We start from the raw sequence: 18,351 nt of genomic DNA, 5'->3' as shown, positions 1-18,351 counted from the left end.
GACTAGCCTGTGTGTGTAAACAGTCTTGTAGTAGTACGTCGAGGAGCCCCTCAACATGGTCCACCCCGGAGCTACGGCATCGGATCGCCACAAGGTCGTCATCATCGGATCGGGCTTCGGTGGCCTGACCAGCGCCCAGGCGCTCAAGCATGCTGATGTCGACATCAAGCTGATCGCCCGTACCACCCACCACCTGTTCCAGCCGCTGCTGTACCAGGTGGCGACGGGCATCATCTCCGAAGGTGAGATCGCCCCACCGACCCGGCTGATCCTGCGCAACCAGAAGAACGCCCAGGTGCTGCTCGGCGATGTGACGCACATCGACCTGGAGAACCAGACTGTCGACTCGATCCTGCTGGGCCACACCTACAGCACGCCGTACGACAGCCTGATCATCGCCGCCGGCGCCGGTCAGTCCTACTTCGGCAACGACCACTTCGCCGAGTGGGCGCCCGGCATGAAGACCATCGACGACGCGCTGGAACTGCGCGGCCGCATCCTCGGTGCGTTCGAGCAGGCCGAGCGCTCCAGCGACCCGGAGCGCCGCAAGAAGCTGCTGACGTTCGTGGTCGTCGGCGCCGGCCCGACGGGTGTCGAGATGGCCGGCCAGATCCAGGAGCTGTCGGACCAGACCCTCAAGGGCAGCTTCCGGCACATCGACCCGACCGAGGCCAAGGTCATCCTGCTCGACGCCGCGCCCGCGGTGCTGCCGCCCATGGGCGAGAAGCTGGGCCTCAAGGCCAAGAACCGGCTCGAGAAGATGGGCGTCGAGATTCAGCTCAACGCCATGGTGACCGACGTCGACCGCAATGGCATCACTGTCAAGGACAAGGACGGCACCATCCGGCGTATCGAGTCGGCATGCAAGGTGTGGTCCGCCGGTGTGCAGGCCAGCCCGCTCGGCCGCGACCTGGCCAACCAGTCCGACACCGAGATCGACCGGGCCGGCCGCGTCAAGGTGAACCCTGACCTGTCGATCCCCGGCCACCCGAACGTTTTCGTCGTCGGCGACATGGCGTTCGTCGAGGGCGTCCCGGGTATGGCGCAGGGCGCGATCCAGGGCGGCAAGCACGTCGCCGCCATCCTGAAGAACGAGGCCAAGGCCCGCGCGCACGGCACCAAACCCAAGCCGCGCGAACCGTTCTCGTACTTCGACAAGGGCTCGATGGCCACGGTCTCCAAGTGGAACGCCGTCGCCCAGATTCCGCTCGGCGACAAGGCCAAGCTCGAATTCGGCGGCTTCATCGCCTGGCTGGCCTGGCTGGGGCTGCACCTGATCTACCTGGTGGGCTTCAAGACCAAGATCGCCACGCTGCTGTCCTGGACGGTGACGTTCTTGAGCCGCCAGCGCGGTCAGCTGACCATCACCGAGCAGCAGGCCTACGCCCGCACCCGCATCGGGGAACTCGAAGAGATCGCGTCGTCGGTTCAGGCCACCCCCGACCCGGTGGCTTCCTGAACTAGAGCCTTGGTCCCTGCCAGGCCGACAGGCAACCCCCGTCGGCCAGGGCCATGACCACCTGATCTCGGCGTGATTCGTACCCCTCTGCGGTACGGATCACGCCGAGATCGCTTTCGGGGTAGGAAAATTCGCTGACGTAGGCGCGCGGGGCGGCGATCTCGTCATCGCTGACCGCACCGGCGCCGAGTTCGACGCGGTGCCGCACGACCGGCACCGTCTCGTGGTCGACGTGCAGCAACCCCTCCCAGAAGCCGTGCTGCTCGCCGGCACGCCCGACCTGCACCCGTTCGCGCAGCCGCACCCGGCCTGCCTCGGCGATCTGCAGCCGCGTCGTCGCCTGATGGCTGCTGCCGCCCGCGATGACGGTCGGCTCCGGATCCAGGTCGAGCTCCCCCGCCACTTCGAGCTCCCAGCTCGAGCGCGACTGAGTCGTCGTCGCACCGGGCAGCACCACCATCGCGGCGACGCTACGCACCCGCAGCCGGGCACCGGCCTCGACGATGACGCGTACGTCGATGGTGTCACCGCCCAGCGGTGTGGCGGCTGTGGACACGAGATGGACGGCGTCGGGCGCGGTGCGGCGCGCGGCCACACCGCCGACGCACTCGATGCGCGGCCCCCGGCCGGGGGTTGCGACGATCAGAACCTGGGTGTGCATCACTCAGGCGTTCGTCACCTCGGCGCCGGCGAGTTGTTCACGTACCCAGGCCTGCACCAGCGACGCGGCCGGATCCTCGGTGAGCGAGATCAGCACCGTCGGGCGGTCACCGCGCACCTTGCCGGCGTCGCGCCGCATGACATCGAGGTCGGCGCCGACCATGGGCGCCAGGTCGGTCTTGTTGACGACCAACAGATCCGAGTACGTGACGCCGGGCCCGCCCTTGCGCGGCACCTTGTCGCCGCCGGCTACGTCGACGACGAAGATCTGTACGTCGACCAGGCCCGAGGAGAACGTCGCCGTCAGGTTGTCTCCCCCGGACTCGACCAGGATGAGGTCGAGTTTGTCGTTCGACTCGATGAGGTCGTCGATGGCGTCGAGGTTCGCGGTGATGTCGTCGCGAATCGCGGTGTGCGGGCAACCACCGGTCTGCACCGCGGCGATCCGCTCGTCGGGCAGCACGGCGTGCCGGCGCAGGAAGTCGGCGTCCTCGGTGGTGTAGATGTCGTTGGTCAGCACTGCCAGCGACAGCTCGTCACGCAGCTGCCGGCACAACGCGGCCACCAGCGCCGTCTTACCGGAGCCGACGGGCCCGCCGACGCCGATGCGCAGCGGTTCACCGGGTTGCCGCTCGCGCTTGGGCCGGTCGTGGTGATGGTGCGGCTGGCCGTCGATGAAATGTGGTGGCATGGTGGACCTTTCGGTTCAGGAGGCGAACAGGGGGCGGTCGCGGCCGGCGTGTCGCTGGGCCAGGACGTCGAGCAGTGGATCGGACAGGTCCGCGATGCCTTTCGCCGCTTCGGCCGCGGTGGCGTCGCACAGCCCCGACAGCTCGAAGGTGAGCGCGGCGACGTCGGCCGGATCGAGTGCGAGCAGGCGTTGCGCTGCCGTCGCGGAGCCCGTCATGGTGGTGTAAACGACTGTGGCGCAGGTCTGTTCGGGGTCGAGGCCACTGACGCGGCCCACCACGCCCGAGGCCACCGCGAGATGTGGCCGGGTACCCACATTGCCCCAATCGGTTTCGGGCCAGACTCGGCGTGCCAGCCGCACCAGCCCACGGCCCTGCGCCCGGGATGCCTGCCGGGCCGCGGGAGCCGGTGTGCGCGCGTCGGTTTGGCGGTCTGCCGCCACCGGGTCGAGGCCGCTGTGGACCGCCGCGGCGATCGAGGCGGTGACGAGCCCCTGGGTCCGGATCCGCCGGCGCAGGTAGGCCCGCAGTGTCACCACGTTGGTCACCAGACCACTGGTGACCGCCTCCTCGACGCCGCCGGAGTGCACGTGCCCGCCGGTCGGCAACCGTGAATCCGCCAGTGCCAGCAGGGTGGCCAGGCCACTATCCATCAGAACAGCCGCTGTCCATCAGAACAGGAAGTATCTCTGCGCCATGGGCAACTCGGCGGCCGGCTGTTCCTGCCAGACCTCGCCGTCGATGCGGACGGTGAACGTGTCGGGATCGACCCGGATGTCGGGCATGGCGTCGTTGAGCGGCAGATCCGCCTTGCCCCGGCCGCGGACGTTCTTGACCGGAACGAGCCTGCGCCGCAAGCCGAGTCGCGCCGCGAGGTCGTCCTCGATGGCGGTCGGCGAGACGAAATGCACCGCGAGACCGGCTGCCACCGTCGGGTGGGCGCCGAACATCGGCCGCGGCAGGACGGGTTGCGGCGTCGGGATGGAAGCGTTGGCGTCGCCCATGGCCGCCCAGGCGATCGCGCCGCCCTTGAGCACGAGATGTGGGCGGACGCCGAAGAACGCCGGCTCCCAGAGCACCAGGTCGGCCAGCTTGCCGACCTCTACCGAGCCCAGCTCGTGGTCGATGCCGTGCGTCACCGCCGGGCAGATGGTGTACTTCGCCACGTAGCGGCGGACGCGGTTGTTGTCGTTGCCTCTCGCGCCGCCGGGGTCACCTTCGAGCGGCCCGCGACGCTTCTTCATCACGTGCGCCGTCTGCCACGTCCGCATCACCACCTCGCCGATGCGGCCCATGGCCTGGCTGTCGCTGCCGATCATCGAGATGGCCCCGATGTCGTGCAGCAGGTCCTCGGCGGCGATGGTGGACGGCCGAATCCGGCTCTCCGCGAACGCCAAATCCTCGGGCACGGCGGCGTTGAGGTGATGGCACACCATCAGCATGTCGAGGTGTTCGTCGAGGGTGTTGACGGTGTGCGGCCGCGTCGGGTTGGTCGAGCTGGGCATCACGTTCGGGTGGCTGGCCACCGTGATGATGTCGGGCGCGTGGCCGCCGCCGGCGCCCTCGGTGTGGTACGCGTGGATGGCCCGGCCGGCGATCGCAGCCAGGGTGTCCTCGACGAAACCCATCTCGTTGAGGGTGTCGGAGTGCAGGGCGACCTGCACGTCGGCCTCCTCGGCCACCCGCAGGCACGCGTCGATGGTGGCCGGTGTCGTGCCCCAGTCCTCGTGCAGCTTGAAACCGGCTGCGCCACCGCGCAATTGCTCCCACATGGAGTCGGGGTTGATGGTGTTGCCCTTGCCGAGCAACAGGATGTTCATCGGCCAGCCGTCGAGCGCCTGCAGCATGCGGCCGAGATGCCAGGCGCCGGGCGTGACGGTGGTGGCCTTGCTGCCCTCGGCCGGCCCGGTACCGCCACCGATCATGGTGGTGATGCCGCCGCCGATCGCCTCCTCCAGCAGCTGGGGACAGATGAAGTGCACGTGACAGTCGATGCCGCCCGCGGTGAGGATGCGGCCGTTGCCGGCGATGATCTCGGTGGACGGCCCCACCACGAGGTCGGGGTGCACCCCGGACATGATGTCGGGGTTGCCGGCCTTGCCGATGGCGACGATGCGACCGTCCCGAATCCCGATGTCGGCCTTGATGATTCCCCAGTAGTCGATGATGATCGCGCCGGTGATCACGGTGTCCGGCGCACCGTCGGCCCGCGTCGTACGCGCCTGGCCCATCGACTCGCGCAGCACCTTGCCGCCGCCGAAGACCGCCTCGTCGCCCGACAGGCCCGGGCCGCCACTGAGGTCCTCGGTGATCTCGATCAGCAGGTCGGTGTCCGCCAGGCGGATCCGGTCACCCGTCGTCGGCCCGAAGAGCGCCGCATACCGGGAGCGGGAAAGGGAACTCATTCGTGCCGTCCGTTCTTCGCGCGAGCGCTCATCAGCCATCCAGCTTTCCGGGCGGGTTCAGCGACAGCCCGTACACCTCGCGGGTACCGCCCAACGGAACCAGGGCAACCCGCTGCGCGACACCGGGTTCGAATCTGATGGCGGTGCCCGCCGGCACGTCGAGGCGGTACCCGTGTGCGGCGTCGCGGTCGAACTCCAGCGCGGAATTCGCCTGCGGGAAATGCACATGGCTGCCAACCTGCACCGGCCGGTCACCGCCGTTGACCACGTCGAGCGTCAGCCGCTCGGCACCGGCGTTGATGGCGATATCGCCGTCGCCGTAAAGGATTTCACCCGGGATCAGCCCCGCCCCCTCGACGGTCGCGCGCTCGGACATCGTCGGGCCTCAGGCGATCGGGTAGTGGACGGTGACGAGTTTGGTGCCATCCGGGAAGGTGGCCTCGACCTGGACGTCGGACAGCATCTCCGGGACCCCCTCCATGACATCGTCGCGGCCGAGCACCTCGCGGCCGCTGACCATCAGCTCCGCGACGGTCCGCCCGTCGCGCGCGCCTTCCAACAGGTGATCGGTGATCACCGCGACCGCCTCGGGGTGATTGAGGCGCAGTCCTCGGGCCTGCCGTCGGCGCGCCAGTTCGGCGGCGTACGAAATCAGCAGGCGTTCTTGCTCATGCGGCGTCAAACGCATAAGGGGCGATATTGCCACGGCACGCTGGGAATGGCATGTCGGGCGCTGGTTTTCGGCCCCTCACCGCACCGAGGGGTCAGCCCTCGAGGTTCTGCAGCCGCACCTGGCCCCGTGCCACCGGCCGGTCGTCCTCGTCGGTGATGGTGACCAGCCACAGCTGCTGCCGCCGGCCGCGGTGGATCGGCGTCGAGGTGGCGGTGACGGTTCCGCCCTTGAGCGCGCGCAGGAAGTCGGTGTTGTTGTTGACGCCGACGACGGTGCCGCCACCGTGCTCGGCGAGCCAGACATGGCCCGACACGCTGGCCAGGCCCTCGACGATGGCGCAGTAGACGCCACCGTGCACGATGCCCCAAGGCTGCAGGATCTTGTCGGTGATGGTCAGCTGGGCGCGGCCGCCGTCCGGGGTGACCTCCAGGTAGGTCAGTCCGATTTCGTTGTCGAAGCCCTTGCCGAGGCCCTCGGGCGCAGATGTCGTCACGAATAGCTGTCTACACGAGCGCCCGGGGCGGCGGTCACCACACCCGTGTCGCATGAAAGCGAGCAGGCCCCGCACCGAATGGTGCGGGGCCTGCTCTTCGAATGGACCGGGAATCACTGCAGCCCTCAGGATTCCGGCGCGGTCCGTTGGTCTCTCGACTCCTGAATAGTAGGCAAGGCTTGCCTAATTAGCAAGCCCTTGCCAGTTGCACCCGGTCAAGTCCGCGCACCGGCGCACCGAACCCGACAAAGGTGTCCAGCACCGCCTGCGCACGACGCATACCGTCGGCCTCACTCACCCCGGCCAGCAGCGGCACCTGCGTCGCGGTGCCGACCACCGACGCACCGACGATGTGCCACATCGCCGGTACCGCGAGGATGCCGCCACTGACATCGAAGAGCTTCGCGAACAGCGGATTCAGCGCGCGATGGCAGCGATGCGCCAGCCAGGTCGCGAGCGCCTCCTCACCCGGGAAGGCGACGACACCCTCCCCGATCCGGCGGGTCGCCGGCACTCCCCGGCCGCCGAACACCGGATCTCCGGGCAGCACCCGCAATGTCGGGTCCGCGACACCGACCCAGTCGATGCCGCCCTCCGAGTCGACGTGGACCCACAGGTTCTCCAGGCCGGGGTCCCAGGCGCGGCCCTCCAGCACCAGCAGCGGCACGACGCGGCCGACGACGACGTGCGCCAGCATCGCGGCCACCTGCTGGGCGGCCACCGCCGCACTGCCGGTGTCGCCCATCGCCGTGTCGAACATCGCCTGCATGCGGTCGCCCGTCACAGCTTCCGCGAGCGGCCACCACCGGCGACGGGAGAGGTCGTCCATCACCGCGACGCCGTAGACCCGGGGATCGCTGGGGCACAACTCGCGCAGCCGACGGCTCGACTCGTGCAGCGGGAGCATCCGGCGGATGTCCATCGTGGCGATCAGCGGGTCAATCACAGCGGAGGGCATGAACACATCCTTAAGTTAGGTTAGCCTTACTATAGTGACGACCCGCGAGATGTAAACCGCTGTGACGGGACTCACAAGCAGCACAAAAACAGCCCTGACCGGGAACCACGACGCGCCGCCGGGGCGTTGGGGAGAACATCCGAAATGGATACGACGCACGGTAGTAAATGCGTAGTACCCTGAGAAGACTGCGGAAAGAGTGAAATAGGACATGGCGAAATTGACGCGACTTGGCGAGCTGGAGCGCGAGGTGATGGACCACCTGTGGTCGTCCCGCGAGCCGCAAACCGTGCGTCAGGTGCATGAAGCACTCGCGACGCGCCGGGATCTGGCCTACACCACGATCATGACGGTGCTGCAGCGCCTGGCGAAGAAGAATCTGGTCGTCCAGCATCGTGACGACCGCGCGCACCGCTACGCACCGACCCACGGCCGCGACGAGCTGGTCGCCGGGCTCATGGTCGACGCCCTCGACCAGGCCGCAGACTCCGGCAGCCGCGTTGCGGCGCTGGTTCATTTCGTCGAACGCGTCGGCGTCGACGAGGCCGATGCGCTCCGGCGCGCCCTCGATGAGCTGGAAGCCAAGCACCGAATCCCACCGGCGACTGGCAATTCCGGCACCGACTGAGAGACACTTAGCGCGTGTCCGCCCTGGCCTTCACTCTCGTCGCGCTACTGCTGGTCGGGCCGGTACCCGCCTTGCTGGCGCGCGCATCGTGGCCACAGCGGGCCCCCCGGGCCGCGATCGTGTTGTGGCAGTCCGTCGCCATCGCCGCCGTACTGTCCGCCTTCAGCGCCGGTATCGCCGTCGCCAGCAGGCTTTTCGCGCCCGGCCCTGACGGTCGTCCCACGACCACCGCGACCAGCGAGATCAGCGTCCTGGGCTGGCCGTTGTGGATCACCCATGTCGCGGTCTTCGCGCTGACCCTCGTCGTCGGCGCCCGTCTGCTCATCGCCTTCGTCCAGGTCGCCATTGCGACACGACGCCGGCGCGCCCACCACCGGATGATCGTCGACCTGCTCGACTGTTCGCGCGACACCGCACCCGCACCCCAGGCCCGTCATCTCATCGGCCACGGCCTGCGCATCCTCGACGTCCAGCAGCCCCTCGCCTACTGCCTGCCCGGCGTGCGCAGCCGCGTCGTCCTCAGCGAAGGTGCGCTCAAGCACCTCGACGACAGCGAGATCGCCGCCATCCTCAGCCACGAACACGCCCACCTGCGCGCCCGGCACGACCTGGTGCTCGAGATGTTCATCGCCGTACACGCCGCTTTTCCCCGCTTCGTCCGGAGCGCCAGCGCCCTCGACGCGGTCCGCTTCCTGATCGAACTGCTCGCCGACGATGCCGCCGTCCGGGCCACCGGCCCGACACCGCTGGCCCGGGCCCTCGTGGCCTGCGCGTCCGGCCGGGCACCCAAGGGCGCTCTCGCCGCAGGCGGCCCGACGACCGTCCTGCGGGTGCAGCGTCTGGCCGGTGAACCCAACAGCTCCTGGGTGGCCGCGGGCGCGTACCTGGCCGCCGCCTCCGTCCTGGTCGTCCCGACCGTCGCAGTGGCTGTGCCCTGGCTCACTGAATTGCACCGGTTGTTCTTCTCGTAGACTTTGCGACTGGCAGCATCAGCTTCCGTGGCGGACGACGCCGCACCGGCCCCGGCCGGTCCGAAATGCTTTGCGCCACAACCAAACAACGAAAGGGCCAGCCGTGAGCTCGTCGGGAAACCCGGAATCAACCACCGCTACCGCCCAGATCGGGGTCACCGGCCTGGCCGTCATGGGCTCCAATCTCGCCCGTAACTTCGCCCGCCACGGCTACACCGTCGCGCTGCACAACCGCTCCGTCGCCAAGACCGACGCGCTGCTGGCCGAGCACGGCACGGAGGGCAAGTTCGTCCGCAGCGAGACCATCGCCGAGTTCCTGGACGCGCTGGAGAAGCCGCGCCGCGTGATCATCATGGTCAAGGCCGGCGATCCGACCGACGCCGTCATCAACGAGCTCGCCGACGCCATGGAGCCCGGCGACATCATCATCGACGGTGGCAACGCGCTGTACACCGACACCATCCGCCGCGAGAAGGCGATCCGCGAGCGCGGCCTGCACTTCGTCGGCGCCGGCATCTCCGGTGGCGAGGAGGGCGCCCTCAACGGCCCGTCGATCATGCCGGGCGGGCCCGCCGAGTCGTACGTCTCGCTCGGGCCCCTGCTCGAAGAGATCTCCGCGCATGTCGACGGCGTGCCGTGCTGCACGCACATCGGGCCCGACGGCGCCGGCCACTTCGTCAAGATGGTGCACAACGGCATCGAGTACTCCGACATGCAGCTCATCGGCGAGGCCTACCAGCTGCTGCGCGACGGCCTCGGCATGGCAGCCGGCCAGATCGCCGACGTCTTCGCCGAATGGAACAAGGGCGACCTCGACAGCTACCTGATCGAGATCACCGCCGAGGTGCTCAAGCAGGTCGACGCCAAGACCGGCAAGCCGCTGGTCGACGTCATCGTCGACGAGGCCGAGCAGAAGGGCACCGGTCGCTGGACCGTCAAGTCCGCGCTGGACCTCGGCATCCCGATCACCGGCATCGCCGAAGCCGTGTTCGCTCGCGCCCTGTCGGGCTCAGTGCCGCAGCGGCGCGCGACGGTCGGCCTGGCGTCGGGCCACCTCGGCGAAAAGCCCAGCGACGCCACGAAATTCATCGAGGACGTGCGGCAGGCGCTGTACGCCTCCAAGATCGTCGCGTACGCGCAGGGCTTCAACCAGATCGAGGCCGGCAGCGCCGAATACGGCTGGAACGTCAAGCCCGGCGACCTGGCCACCATCTGGCGCGGCGGCTGCATCATCCGCGCCAAGTTCCTGAACCGGATCAAGGAGGCGTTCGACGCCGAACCGGAGCTCGCCACCCTGCTGGCGGCGCCGTACTTCCGCAGCGCGGTCGAGTCGGGCATCGACAGCTGGCGCCGCGTCGTGGTGACCGCCACCGAGCTGGGCATCCCGGTCCCGGGCTTCGCGTCGTCGCTGTCGTACTACGACGCGCTGCGCACCGAACGGCTGCCCGCCGCGCTGACGCAGGGCCTGCGCGACTTCTTCGGCGCCCACACGTACGGCCGCACCGACGCCCCGGAGGGCAAGAAGTTCCACACCCTCTGGAGCGGTGACCGCACCGAGGTCGAGGCGTAGCTTCGCTCGGCACGCACGAAACTGCCCCTCTGCACCGCAGCGGGGCAGTTTTGCGTCCGCTCGGCATTGTCAGGCGCGGCCATTAGGCTGAAGGCGTGCAGTTTCTCGACGGCCACCGGCCCCCGTACGACCTGACCTACAACGACGTCTTCGTGGTTCCGGGACGGTCGGAACTGACGTCGCGCTTCGACGTCGACCTGGCGACCACCGACGGCACGGGCACCACCATCCCGATCGTCGTCGCCAACATGACCGCGGTCGCCGGCCGCCGGATGGCCGAGACCGTGGCCCGCCGCGGCGGCATCGTGGTGCTGCCGCAGGACCTGCCCATCGACGCGGTCCGGGGCACCGTCGACTTCGTCAAGAGCCGCGACCTCGTGGTCGACACCCCGGTCGTGCTCGCTCCCGACGACTCCGTCTCGGACGCGCTGGCCCTGATCCACAAGCGTGCCCACGGCGCGGCGGTGGTCGTCGACGCGGGCCGTCCGCTGGGCCTGGTCACCGAGGCCGGCTGCGCCGGCGTGGACCGCTTCGCGCGCGTCCGCGACGTGGCCACCACCGACTTCGTGTCCGCGCCCGCGGGCACCGAGCCGCGCAAGGTGTTCGACCTGCTCGAGCACTCCCCGACGGGCATGGCGGTCCTGACCAACGCCGACGGCTCGCTGGCCGGCGTGCTGACCCGCACCGGGGCCATCCGCGCCGGTATCTACGCCCCCGCCGTCGACGCGCAGGGCCGGCTCCGGATCGCGGCCGCCGTCGGCATCAACGGCGACGTCGCCGCCAAGGCCCGGGCCCTGGCCGAAGCCGGTGTCGACGTCCTGGTCGTCGACACCGCCCACGGGCACCAGTCCAAGATGCTCGACGCGCTGTCCGCGGTGGCCGCACTGGATCTCGGCCTGCCGCTGGCGGCCGGCAACGTCGTGTCGGGCGCCGGCACCCGGGACCTGATCAACGCGGGTGCGTCCATCGTCAAGGTGGGCGTCGGCCCCGGTGCCATGTGCACCACCCGCATGATGACCGGCGTGGGCCGGCCGCAGTTCTCGGCCGTCGTCGAATGTGCCGCGGCGGCAAAGGAACTCGGCGGCCACGTCTGGGCCGACGGCGGCGTCCGGCACCCGCGCGACGTGGCACTGGCGCTGGCCGCGGGCGCGTCGAACGTGATGATCGGCTCGTGGTTCGCCGGCACGTACGAGTCCCCGGGTGACCTGCTGATGGACCGCGAGGGCCGCGTCTACAAGGAGAGCTTCGGCATGGCCTCCAAGCGCGCGGTGGCGGCCCGTACCGCCGGCGACGGCGCGTTCGACCGGGCCCGCAAGGCCCTGTTCGAGGAGGGCATCTCGTCGTCGAAGATGGCGCTGGACCCGGTGCGCGGCGGCGTCGAGGACCTGATCGACCACATCACCTCGGGCGTCCGCAGCACCTGTACGTACGTCGGCGCGGCAAACCTGGCCGAGCTGCACGAGAAGGTGGTGCTCGGGGTGCAGTCGGCCGCCGGATTCGCCGAAGGGCACCCACTGCCGACGGGTTGGTGAGCCGGTCCGAGAGGGCCGACCAGCTACCATTGCCGTACGGCCGAGGACGCAGCAGGCGTCGGACGGCCATCGATATCGATTCAGCGAAAGGCAGCACGTGCCGCAGGCACCCGTTGGGGCGTTGACCGTCCCGAGCCAGACGGGAGCGTGCCAGGCCGATCAAGCGCTCCCGGAACTGGGCCTCGAGTCAATGGACGCCGAACCTCCCAGTAGCGAGCCGGGCCGTCGGCCCGGCGCCCCGAGCGGTGGTGCACAGTGACCACCGCGCTGACCATCGCGAGCCTGGCCGCGTTCATCCTGCTCACCCTCGGGACGGCGATCTTCGTCGCCGCCGAGTTCTCCCTGACGGCGCTCGAGCGCAGCACGGTCGAGGCCAACGCCCGCGACGGCGGCCGCCGCGACCGCATCATCCGCACCGCGCACCGCAACCTGTCGTTCCAGCTCTCGGGTGCCCAGATCGGCATCTCGATCACCACGCTGATCACCGGTTATCTCGCCGAGCCCGTGGTGGCGCGACTGCTGCGCGGCCCGCTGCATGCCGTCGGCCTGCCGGACCGGTTCACCGACGGGGTGGCCCTGACGCTGGCGTTGCTCATCGCGACGTCGGTCTCGATGGTGTTCGGCGAGCTGGTGCCCAAGAACCTCGCGGTGGCCAAGCCCGTGCCGACCGCGCGTGCGACGGTGCCACTGCAGTGGTTCTTCTCCCTGGTGTTCTCCCCCGTGATCAAGCTGACCAACGGCTGCGCCAACTGGGTGCTGCGCCGGCTCGGGGTCGAGCCCGCCGAGGAACTGCGCTCGGCGCGGTCCGCGCAGGAACTGCTGGCACTGGTGCGCAACTCTGCCGAGAGCGGATCGCTGGACCCGCAGACGGCCGAATTGATCGACCGCTCACTGCAATTCGGCGGCCGCACCGCCGAGGAACTCATGACGCCGCGGTCCATGATCGAGTCGCTGGAGGTCACCGACACCGTCGCCGACCTCATCGAGACGGCCATCCGCACCGGGTTCTCGCGCTTCCCGATCGTCGCCGGCGACCTCGACGAGACCGTCGGCATCGTGCACGTCAAACAGGTCTTCGCGATACCCGTCGAACTGCGGGCCGGCACCCGGCTGGCGCAGCTGGCGCGGCCCGTCCCGACGGTGCCGTCGACCCTGGACGGTGACGCGGTGATGACCCAGATCCGGGCCAACGGCGTCCAGACCGCCCTCGTGGTCGACGAATACGGCGGCACCGCCGGCATGGTCACCGTCGAGGACCTCATCGAGGAGATCGTCGGCGACGTCCGCGACGAACACGACGACGCCACCCCCGACGTCGTCGAGGTGCGCGACGGCTGGCTGGTGTCGGGTCTGATGCGGATCGACGAAGTGGACACCGAGACCCCGTTCCGCGCGCCCGAAGGCGATTACGAGACCATCGGCGGCCTGGTGCTCAAGGAGCTCGGCCACATCCCGGACGTCGGCGACACCGTCGTCCTCACCGAATTCGACCCGGACAACCCCGAACTGGACCCGGTGCACTGGAAGGCCACGGTGATCCGGATGGACGGCCGGCGCATCGACCAGCTCGAGCTGACGCAGCTGGACCCGCACGAGTCGGGAGCCGACCATGAATGACGTGCTCGGCATCCTGCTGACCATGGTGCTGCTGGGCGCCAACGCGTTCTTCGTCGGCGCCGAGTTCGCGCTCATCTCGGCGCGGCGCGACCGGTTGCAGGCGCTGGCCGAGCAGGGCAAGCGCAGCGCCGTCACCGTGCTGCGGGCCGGTGAGCGGCTGTCGATGATGCTGGCCGGTGCCCAGCTCGGCATCACCATCTGCTCGATCCTGCTGGGCCGCGTCGGCGAACCGGCCGTCGCGCACCTGCTCGAGGAGCCCTTCGACGCGCTCGGCGTGCCCGAGACGGTGCTGCACACCGTGGCGTTCGCCGTCTCGCTGGCGATCGTGGTGACGGTGCACGTGCTCCTCGGCGAGATGGTGCCCAAGAACATCGCCATCGCCGGGCCCGAGAAGGCCGCCATGCTGCTGATCCCGCCGTACCTGGTGTACATGAGCATCGCCCGGCCGTTCGTCATCTTCTACAACTGGTGCGCCAACAGCACGCTGCGGCTGCTCGGGGTCGAGCCCAAGGACGAACTGGACGTCACGGTCTCGTCTGTCGAACTGTCCGAGATGCTGACGGAGTCCCTGTCGGAGGGGCTGCTCGACGCCGAGGAACACGTCCGGCTCAAGCGCGCGCTGGACATCCGCACCCGCACCGTCAAGGACGTCGCGATACCGCTGCAGGACATCCGCGCGGTGCCCATCGCCGCACCCGGTACCGGCCCGACGGTCGGTGCGGTGGCCCAGGCGCTGCGCGAGACGGGCTACTCCCGGTTCCCGGTCACCGACGGGCACAGCGCCTACCTCGGCTACCTGCACATCAAGGACGTGCTGCCGTGCATGGACGACAACGACGCGGTGCTGGACCGGTCCATGGTGCGCCCGCTGCCCATGGTCGCCTCGACGCTGCCGGTGGCCGACGCGCTGTCGTGGCTGCGCCGCAACAACAGTCACCTGTCCCTGGTGACCACCGACGGCTACGTGACCGCGATGGTGGCGCTGGAAGACCTGGTCGAGGACCTCGTCGGCGTGGTGCGTGACGGTACCCACCGTGTCTGAGACGGTGTGCGCGCCGCTGCGGGTCCTGAGCGAGGACGACTGGGCCCCGCGCGAACAGCGCTACCTCGACCGCGTCGACGCCTTCCTGACCCCGCATGAACGGCGGATGCGTGCCGGCGAGCCGCACCCGGTGTGGGACTTCCTGTTCACGTACTACAGCCTCAAGCCCCGACAGCTGCGGCGCTGGCATCCGGGGTTCGGCCGGGCCCTGACCGGTCCCGACGCGATGCGGTTCGCGGACCGGACCGGGTACGGCCGGCGCGGCGACGCCGTGACGGTGACGCCCGAGTACCTCGCCGGCCGTCGCGAGACCGTCGCTTTCGTGGCCGAACTGTTGGCTGCGACGGCGGCCCGTCCGGCACGGCTGAACTGCTTCGGCCTGCACGAATGGGCCATGGTCTACCGCGCTCCCGAGGTACGGCACGCCCAGGTACCGCTGCGCCTGAGCCCCTCCGACACCGATGCCGTGGTCGAGTCGATGCCGCTGCGGTGCACGCATTTCGACGCTTTCCGGTTCTTCACCGACTCGGCCGCACCGCGCAACGGCGAAGCCCTCACCCGACACACCCAGTCGGCCACCGAGCAGCCGGGCTGTGTGCACGCAAATATGGACTTGTACAAATGGAGTTACAAGCTCGGACCTTTGCTGGAGTCGAATCTTTTGATGGATTGCCTTGACCTCGCGGCGGACGCACGCGTCCTCGACATGCAGGCCAGCCCGTACGACCTGAGCGACTACGGCATCGAGCCGATCGCCATCGAGGACCCGTCGGGCCGCGCCGAGTATGTGCGCCGCCAGCAGGACATCGCCAATCTCGCTGTGCCGCTGCGGGACTCGCTGCTGTCGGCGTGCCGGGCGCTGCTCACATCAGACGCCGACGGCGGCACGCTGTGACGGCCCGGACGGCGCTGCGGGTCGCCGCCGCGGCCCTGGCCGCCGTGCTGACCGTCGCCGGCTGCTCCGACGACTCGTCCGGGCGCAGTACGCAGCGCAGCGGTCAGGTGTTGCCGGGCGACTACAGCGGCGCCGGCCCCGGCACGCTCGTCGCCGCACAGCCGCTGACGACCGTCGACCCCGAACTGGCCGGGCTCACCGCGATCTCCGCACGCATCACGTACGTCTCCACGTCGGGCATCAACGACAGCCACCCCAAGGTGACGGGCTCGGTGTTCCTGCCGAAGGGCAAACCACCCGAGGGCGGCTGGCGCATCATCGCGCTGGCCAACCCGGGCAGCGGCATCAAGTCCGACTGCGCGCCGTCGTCGTCGCCGAGCCTGCTGGGCCTGCTGCCGACCGTGCGGCTCATGGTCGGCGCCGGCTATCTGGTGGCGATCACCGACTATCAGGGCATCGGGCTCGACGAGACCTATCACCCGTACCTGGACTCCACGACCGAGGGCTTCAACCTCATCGACCTGGCGCGGGCGACGCGCAAACTGGTGTCCGCCGCGTCGACCAACTGGGTCGCCGTGGGCACCGGGCAGGGCGGACAGGCGGCCTGGGCGGCCGCTGAGCTGGCCACCGACTACGGCGGCGGGCTCCGCCCGCAGGGCGCGGTCGCGCTGGCTCCGACCGCGGCGCTCGAGTGGCTGGCCGATGCCTCGGAGGGCGGGAACCTGAACCGCGACCAGCAGCTGATGCTGCAGCAGTACCTGGCGATCATGCCGCAGGCCTACCCCGGATTCCCCATCGAGGATTACCGTCGCGGCGCCGCCCGCGACCACTGGGACACCCTGTCGGCATGCCGCGGCCCGGCGGTCGCCGACCGCAGCGGCGTGCTGGATTCGCTGGGCCCGAACGACCTCGGCCCGACGACGCCGACCGCCGCCGACGCCTTGCGCGGTTACCTGCGCAAGGCGACGCTGCCGCAGGCACCCGCCGCGGCGCCGATGCTGATCACGCCGGGGCCGCCCGACGGCCTGGTGCCGCCGGAGCAGACCGCCGCCGCCGTCGAACGGGCCTGCGCCATGGGCGACGTCATCGACTACGTGCAGCCCGACGAAGCCGACGCGCTCGGCTGGATCACCGACCGGTTCAACGGGGTGCCCGCGCCGAACACGTGCCCCGGCGCCACCCCGACCTCCGCCACACCGACGTCGACGGCCAGTTCGCGCTCGGATGAATCCGACACCGACCAGTCCGGCTCGGGCAGCGACGAGGTGACCCCGACCGCCGAACAGACCACGGCCGAGACCGAGGCGCCACACCACCAGCAACCCGCGCCCCCGCCGCCGGCGGACCCCGGGAACGCCGAATGAACATCGGCCTTCTCGACGGCTGGCTCCCGACGCTGATCCAGGTGGTGACGGTGCTCGCGCTCGTCGTCGCCGTCGGGCGGCGGTCGCCGCGCTGGCTGCGGCTGTGGCTGCCGGTGGCCGTCGCGACCGGTGTCGTCCTGGCGCTGGCCTGCAGCTGGTTCATCTCCGATCAGGGCCTCGCGGGCGGGCCGGCCCCGACGTCCCTGTGGGTGTGGATCGTGCTGACCGGGGTGGCGCTCGTCGTCGCCGTCGCGGGGTGGCCGGGCCTGCACTGGTGGCGGCGGGCGGTGGCCGTGGCCGTGGTGCCGCTCTGCGCGGTCTGCGCGGGTCTGGCGGTGAACACCTGGACCGGCTACCTGCCGACCGTCGAGGCCCTGTGGCAGCGCGCCACCGGCGCCGAGTTACGCGGCGAGACCGATCTCGCGACCGCACTGAACATGCGCCGCTCCGGCGAGCGCCCCGACCGCGGCGTCCTGGTGTCGGTGCAGATTCCCACCACCGCGTCGGGCTTCCGCGCCCGTCCGGAGCTGGTCTACCTGCCGCCCGCCTGGTTCGCCCACGATGCCCCACAGCTACCGGCGGTGGTCATGGTGGGCGGCGAGTTCGGGTGGCCCGCCGACTGGCCGACGGCCGGCGGCGCGCAGCGCACCGCCGACGATTTCGCGGCCGCCCACGGCGGCAACGCGCCGATCCTGGTGTTCGTCGACACCAGCGGCCAGTTCTCCAACGACACCGAGTGCGTCAACGGGCCGCGCGGCATGGCCGCCGACCACCTCACCAAAGATGTTGTGCCATTTGTCACTTCGACGTTCTCGGCCAGTCCCGACCCGTCGCGGTGGGGCATCGTCGGCTGGTCGGCCGGCGGCACGTGCGCGGTGATGACGACCGTCATGCACCCCGAGCTGTTCCAGACCTTCGTCGACATGGACGGCCAGGTCGGGCCCAACGCCGGTTCCGAACCGCAGACCATCGCGCGGCTCTTCGGCGGTGACGCTGCGGCATTCGCCCATTTCGATCCGGCGACGGTGGTCCGCACGCACGGCCCGTACACCGGCGTCGCCGGCTGGTTCGCGGTGTCGGAGAACGGGCCGGTGGTGTACCAACCGGCTCAGGCCGGCACGCCGACGAACGTGCAACCGCCGGACAACCCGGAGAGCCACACCGCTGTCGCGACCTACATGTGTGCGTTGGTCAGCGCCGCCGGTATCGAGTGCTCGGTGGTCCCGCACGGCGGTGACCACACGTTCCCCAGTGCCGCAGAGGTATTCGCCGCGGCCCTGCCATGGCTGGCCGGACGCCTGCACACGCCGGGTGTGCCGGCCATCGGTTTGCCCGGCGCGACACCGCACTGACGGTGTGACCGGGTTCTCAATGGCCGACACGCCGGTGAGCTGC

General features: G+C 69.8%; 18 protein-coding genes. 10 read left to right on the top strand and 8 right to left on the bottom strand.

Annotated elements, in window-relative coordinates; all coding sequences use genetic code 11:
• Nucleotides 1–55 precede the first annotated feature (55 nt).
• Nucleotides 56–1,459, top strand: coding sequence for an NAD(P)/FAD-dependent oxidoreductase (locus tag H289_RS0107655; protein ID WP_020100181.1), 1,404 nt, complete (start codon nucleotides 56–58; stop codon nucleotides 1,457–1,459).
• 1 nt (nucleotide 1,460) lies between these two features.
• Here the strand turns inward: H289_RS0107655 and H289_RS0107650 are convergent, their stop codons facing one another.
• The 8 genes from H289_RS0107650 to H289_RS0107615 all read right to left on the bottom strand — a co-directional run bounded on the left by H289_RS0107650 (nucleotide 1,461) and on the right by H289_RS0107615 (nucleotide 7,337).
• Complete coding sequence (locus H289_RS0107650) at nucleotides 1,461–2,120, bottom strand: urease accessory protein UreD (RefSeq protein WP_029104913.1); 660 nt, start codon at nucleotides 2,118–2,120, stop codon at nucleotides 1,461–1,463.
• Between the two features lie 3 nt (nucleotides 2,121–2,123).
• The gene (ureG, locus tag H289_RS0107645) at nucleotides 2,124–2,810 is read right to left on the bottom strand and encodes an urease accessory protein UreG (RefSeq protein WP_020100179.1); all 687 of its coding nucleotides are present in this window, start codon (nucleotides 2,808–2,810) and stop codon (nucleotides 2,124–2,126) included.
• A 15-nt stretch (nucleotides 2,811–2,825) separates the two neighbouring features.
• Nucleotides 2,826–3,461: an urease accessory protein UreF gene (locus H289_RS0107640; protein WP_020100178.1), complete on the bottom strand. Its 636-nt coding sequence runs from the start codon at nucleotides 3,459–3,461 to the stop codon at nucleotides 2,826–2,828.
• A gap of 18 nt (nucleotides 3,462–3,479) precedes the next feature.
• On the bottom strand, nucleotides 3,480–5,213 hold the full coding sequence (locus H289_RS0107635; RefSeq protein WP_020100177.1) for an urease subunit alpha: 1,734 nt from the start codon (nucleotides 5,211–5,213) through the stop codon (nucleotides 3,480–3,482).
• 31 nt (nucleotides 5,214–5,244) lie between these two features.
• Entirely contained in the window at nucleotides 5,245–5,556 is a 312-nt protein-coding gene (locus H289_RS0107630) for an urease subunit beta (RefSeq protein WP_029104912.1), read from the bottom strand.
• A 42-nt stretch (nucleotides 5,557–5,598) separates the two neighbouring features.
• Nucleotides 5,599–5,901: an urease subunit gamma gene (locus H289_RS0107625; RefSeq protein WP_020100175.1), complete on the bottom strand. Its 303-nt coding sequence runs from the start codon at nucleotides 5,899–5,901 to the stop codon at nucleotides 5,599–5,601.
• Between the two features lie 76 nt (nucleotides 5,902–5,977).
• Nucleotides 5,978–6,379 (bottom strand): PaaI family thioesterase, encoded by a 402-nt coding sequence (locus tag H289_RS0107620; RefSeq protein WP_020100174.1) that lies wholly within the window; start codon nucleotides 6,377–6,379, stop codon nucleotides 5,978–5,980.
• A gap of 187 nt (nucleotides 6,380–6,566) precedes the next feature.
• Nucleotides 6,567–7,337, bottom strand: coding sequence for a hypothetical protein (locus H289_RS0107615; RefSeq protein ID WP_029104911.1), 771 nt, complete (start codon nucleotides 7,335–7,337; stop codon nucleotides 6,567–6,569).
• Between the two features lie 211 nt (nucleotides 7,338–7,548).
• Between H289_RS0107615 and H289_RS0107610 the strand changes: the two genes are divergently transcribed.
• The 9 genes from H289_RS0107610 to H289_RS0107570 all read left to right on the top strand — a co-directional run bounded on the left by H289_RS0107610 (nucleotide 7,549) and on the right by H289_RS0107570 (nucleotide 18,308).
• A complete protein-coding gene (locus H289_RS0107610) occupies nucleotides 7,549–7,965 on the top strand; it encodes a BlaI/MecI/CopY family transcriptional regulator (RefSeq protein ID WP_029104910.1) in 417 nt (138 codons plus the stop codon).
• 14 nt (nucleotides 7,966–7,979) lie between these two features.
• Entirely contained in the window at nucleotides 7,980–8,936 is a 957-nt protein-coding gene (locus H289_RS0107605) for a M56 family metallopeptidase (protein ID WP_020100171.1), read from the top strand.
• Nucleotides 8,937–9,039: 103 nt separating this feature from the next.
• The gene (gene gnd, locus H289_RS0107600) at nucleotides 9,040–10,506 is read left to right on the top strand and encodes an NADP-dependent phosphogluconate dehydrogenase (protein WP_020100170.1); all 1,467 of its coding nucleotides are present in this window, start codon (nucleotides 9,040–9,042) and stop codon (nucleotides 10,504–10,506) included.
• Nucleotides 10,507–10,601: 95 nt separating this feature from the next.
• Nucleotides 10,602–12,038 carry a GuaB1 family IMP dehydrogenase-related protein gene (locus H289_RS0107595; protein ID WP_020100169.1) on the top strand — a complete coding sequence of 479 codons (1,437 nt, stop codon included), beginning with the start codon at nucleotides 10,602–10,604 and terminating at the stop codon, nucleotides 12,036–12,038.
• Nucleotides 12,039–12,293: 255 nt separating this feature from the next.
• Complete coding sequence (locus H289_RS0107590) at nucleotides 12,294–13,655, top strand: hemolysin family protein (protein WP_020100168.1); 1,362 nt, start codon at nucleotides 12,294–12,296, stop codon at nucleotides 13,653–13,655.
• Nucleotides 13,648–14,697 carry a hemolysin family protein gene (locus H289_RS0107585; RefSeq protein ID WP_020100167.1) on the top strand — a complete coding sequence of 350 codons (1,050 nt, stop codon included), beginning with the start codon at nucleotides 13,648–13,650 and terminating at the stop codon, nucleotides 14,695–14,697. Before H289_RS0107590 ends, H289_RS0107585 begins: the two co-directional genes overlap by 8 nt.
• Nucleotides 14,690–15,592, top strand: a complete 903-nt coding sequence (locus H289_RS0107580; protein WP_029104909.1) for a hypothetical protein — start codon at nucleotides 14,690–14,692, stop codon at nucleotides 15,590–15,592. Before H289_RS0107585 ends, H289_RS0107580 begins: the two co-directional genes overlap by 8 nt.
• Nucleotides 15,589–16,956 (top strand): lipase family protein, encoded by a 1,368-nt coding sequence (locus H289_RS30000; protein WP_020100165.1) that lies wholly within the window; start codon nucleotides 15,589–15,591, stop codon nucleotides 16,954–16,956. Before H289_RS0107580 ends, H289_RS30000 begins: the two co-directional genes overlap by 4 nt.
• A complete protein-coding gene (locus H289_RS0107570; RefSeq protein WP_020100164.1) occupies nucleotides 16,953–18,308 on the top strand; it encodes an alpha/beta hydrolase-fold protein in 1,356 nt (451 codons plus the stop codon). Before H289_RS30000 ends, H289_RS0107570 begins: the two co-directional genes overlap by 4 nt.
• Nucleotides 18,309–18,351 lie beyond the last annotated feature (43 nt).

The sequence above is a fragment of the Mycobacterium sp. 360MFTsu5.1 genome (assembly GCF_000383495.1).
GTDB classification, from domain to species: Bacteria; Actinomycetota; Actinomycetes; order Mycobacteriales; family Mycobacteriaceae; genus Mycobacterium; species Mycobacterium mucogenicum_B.
Note: the sequence above shows the minus strand (reverse complement) of the source record. Positions and strands in the feature narration are given on the sequence as shown.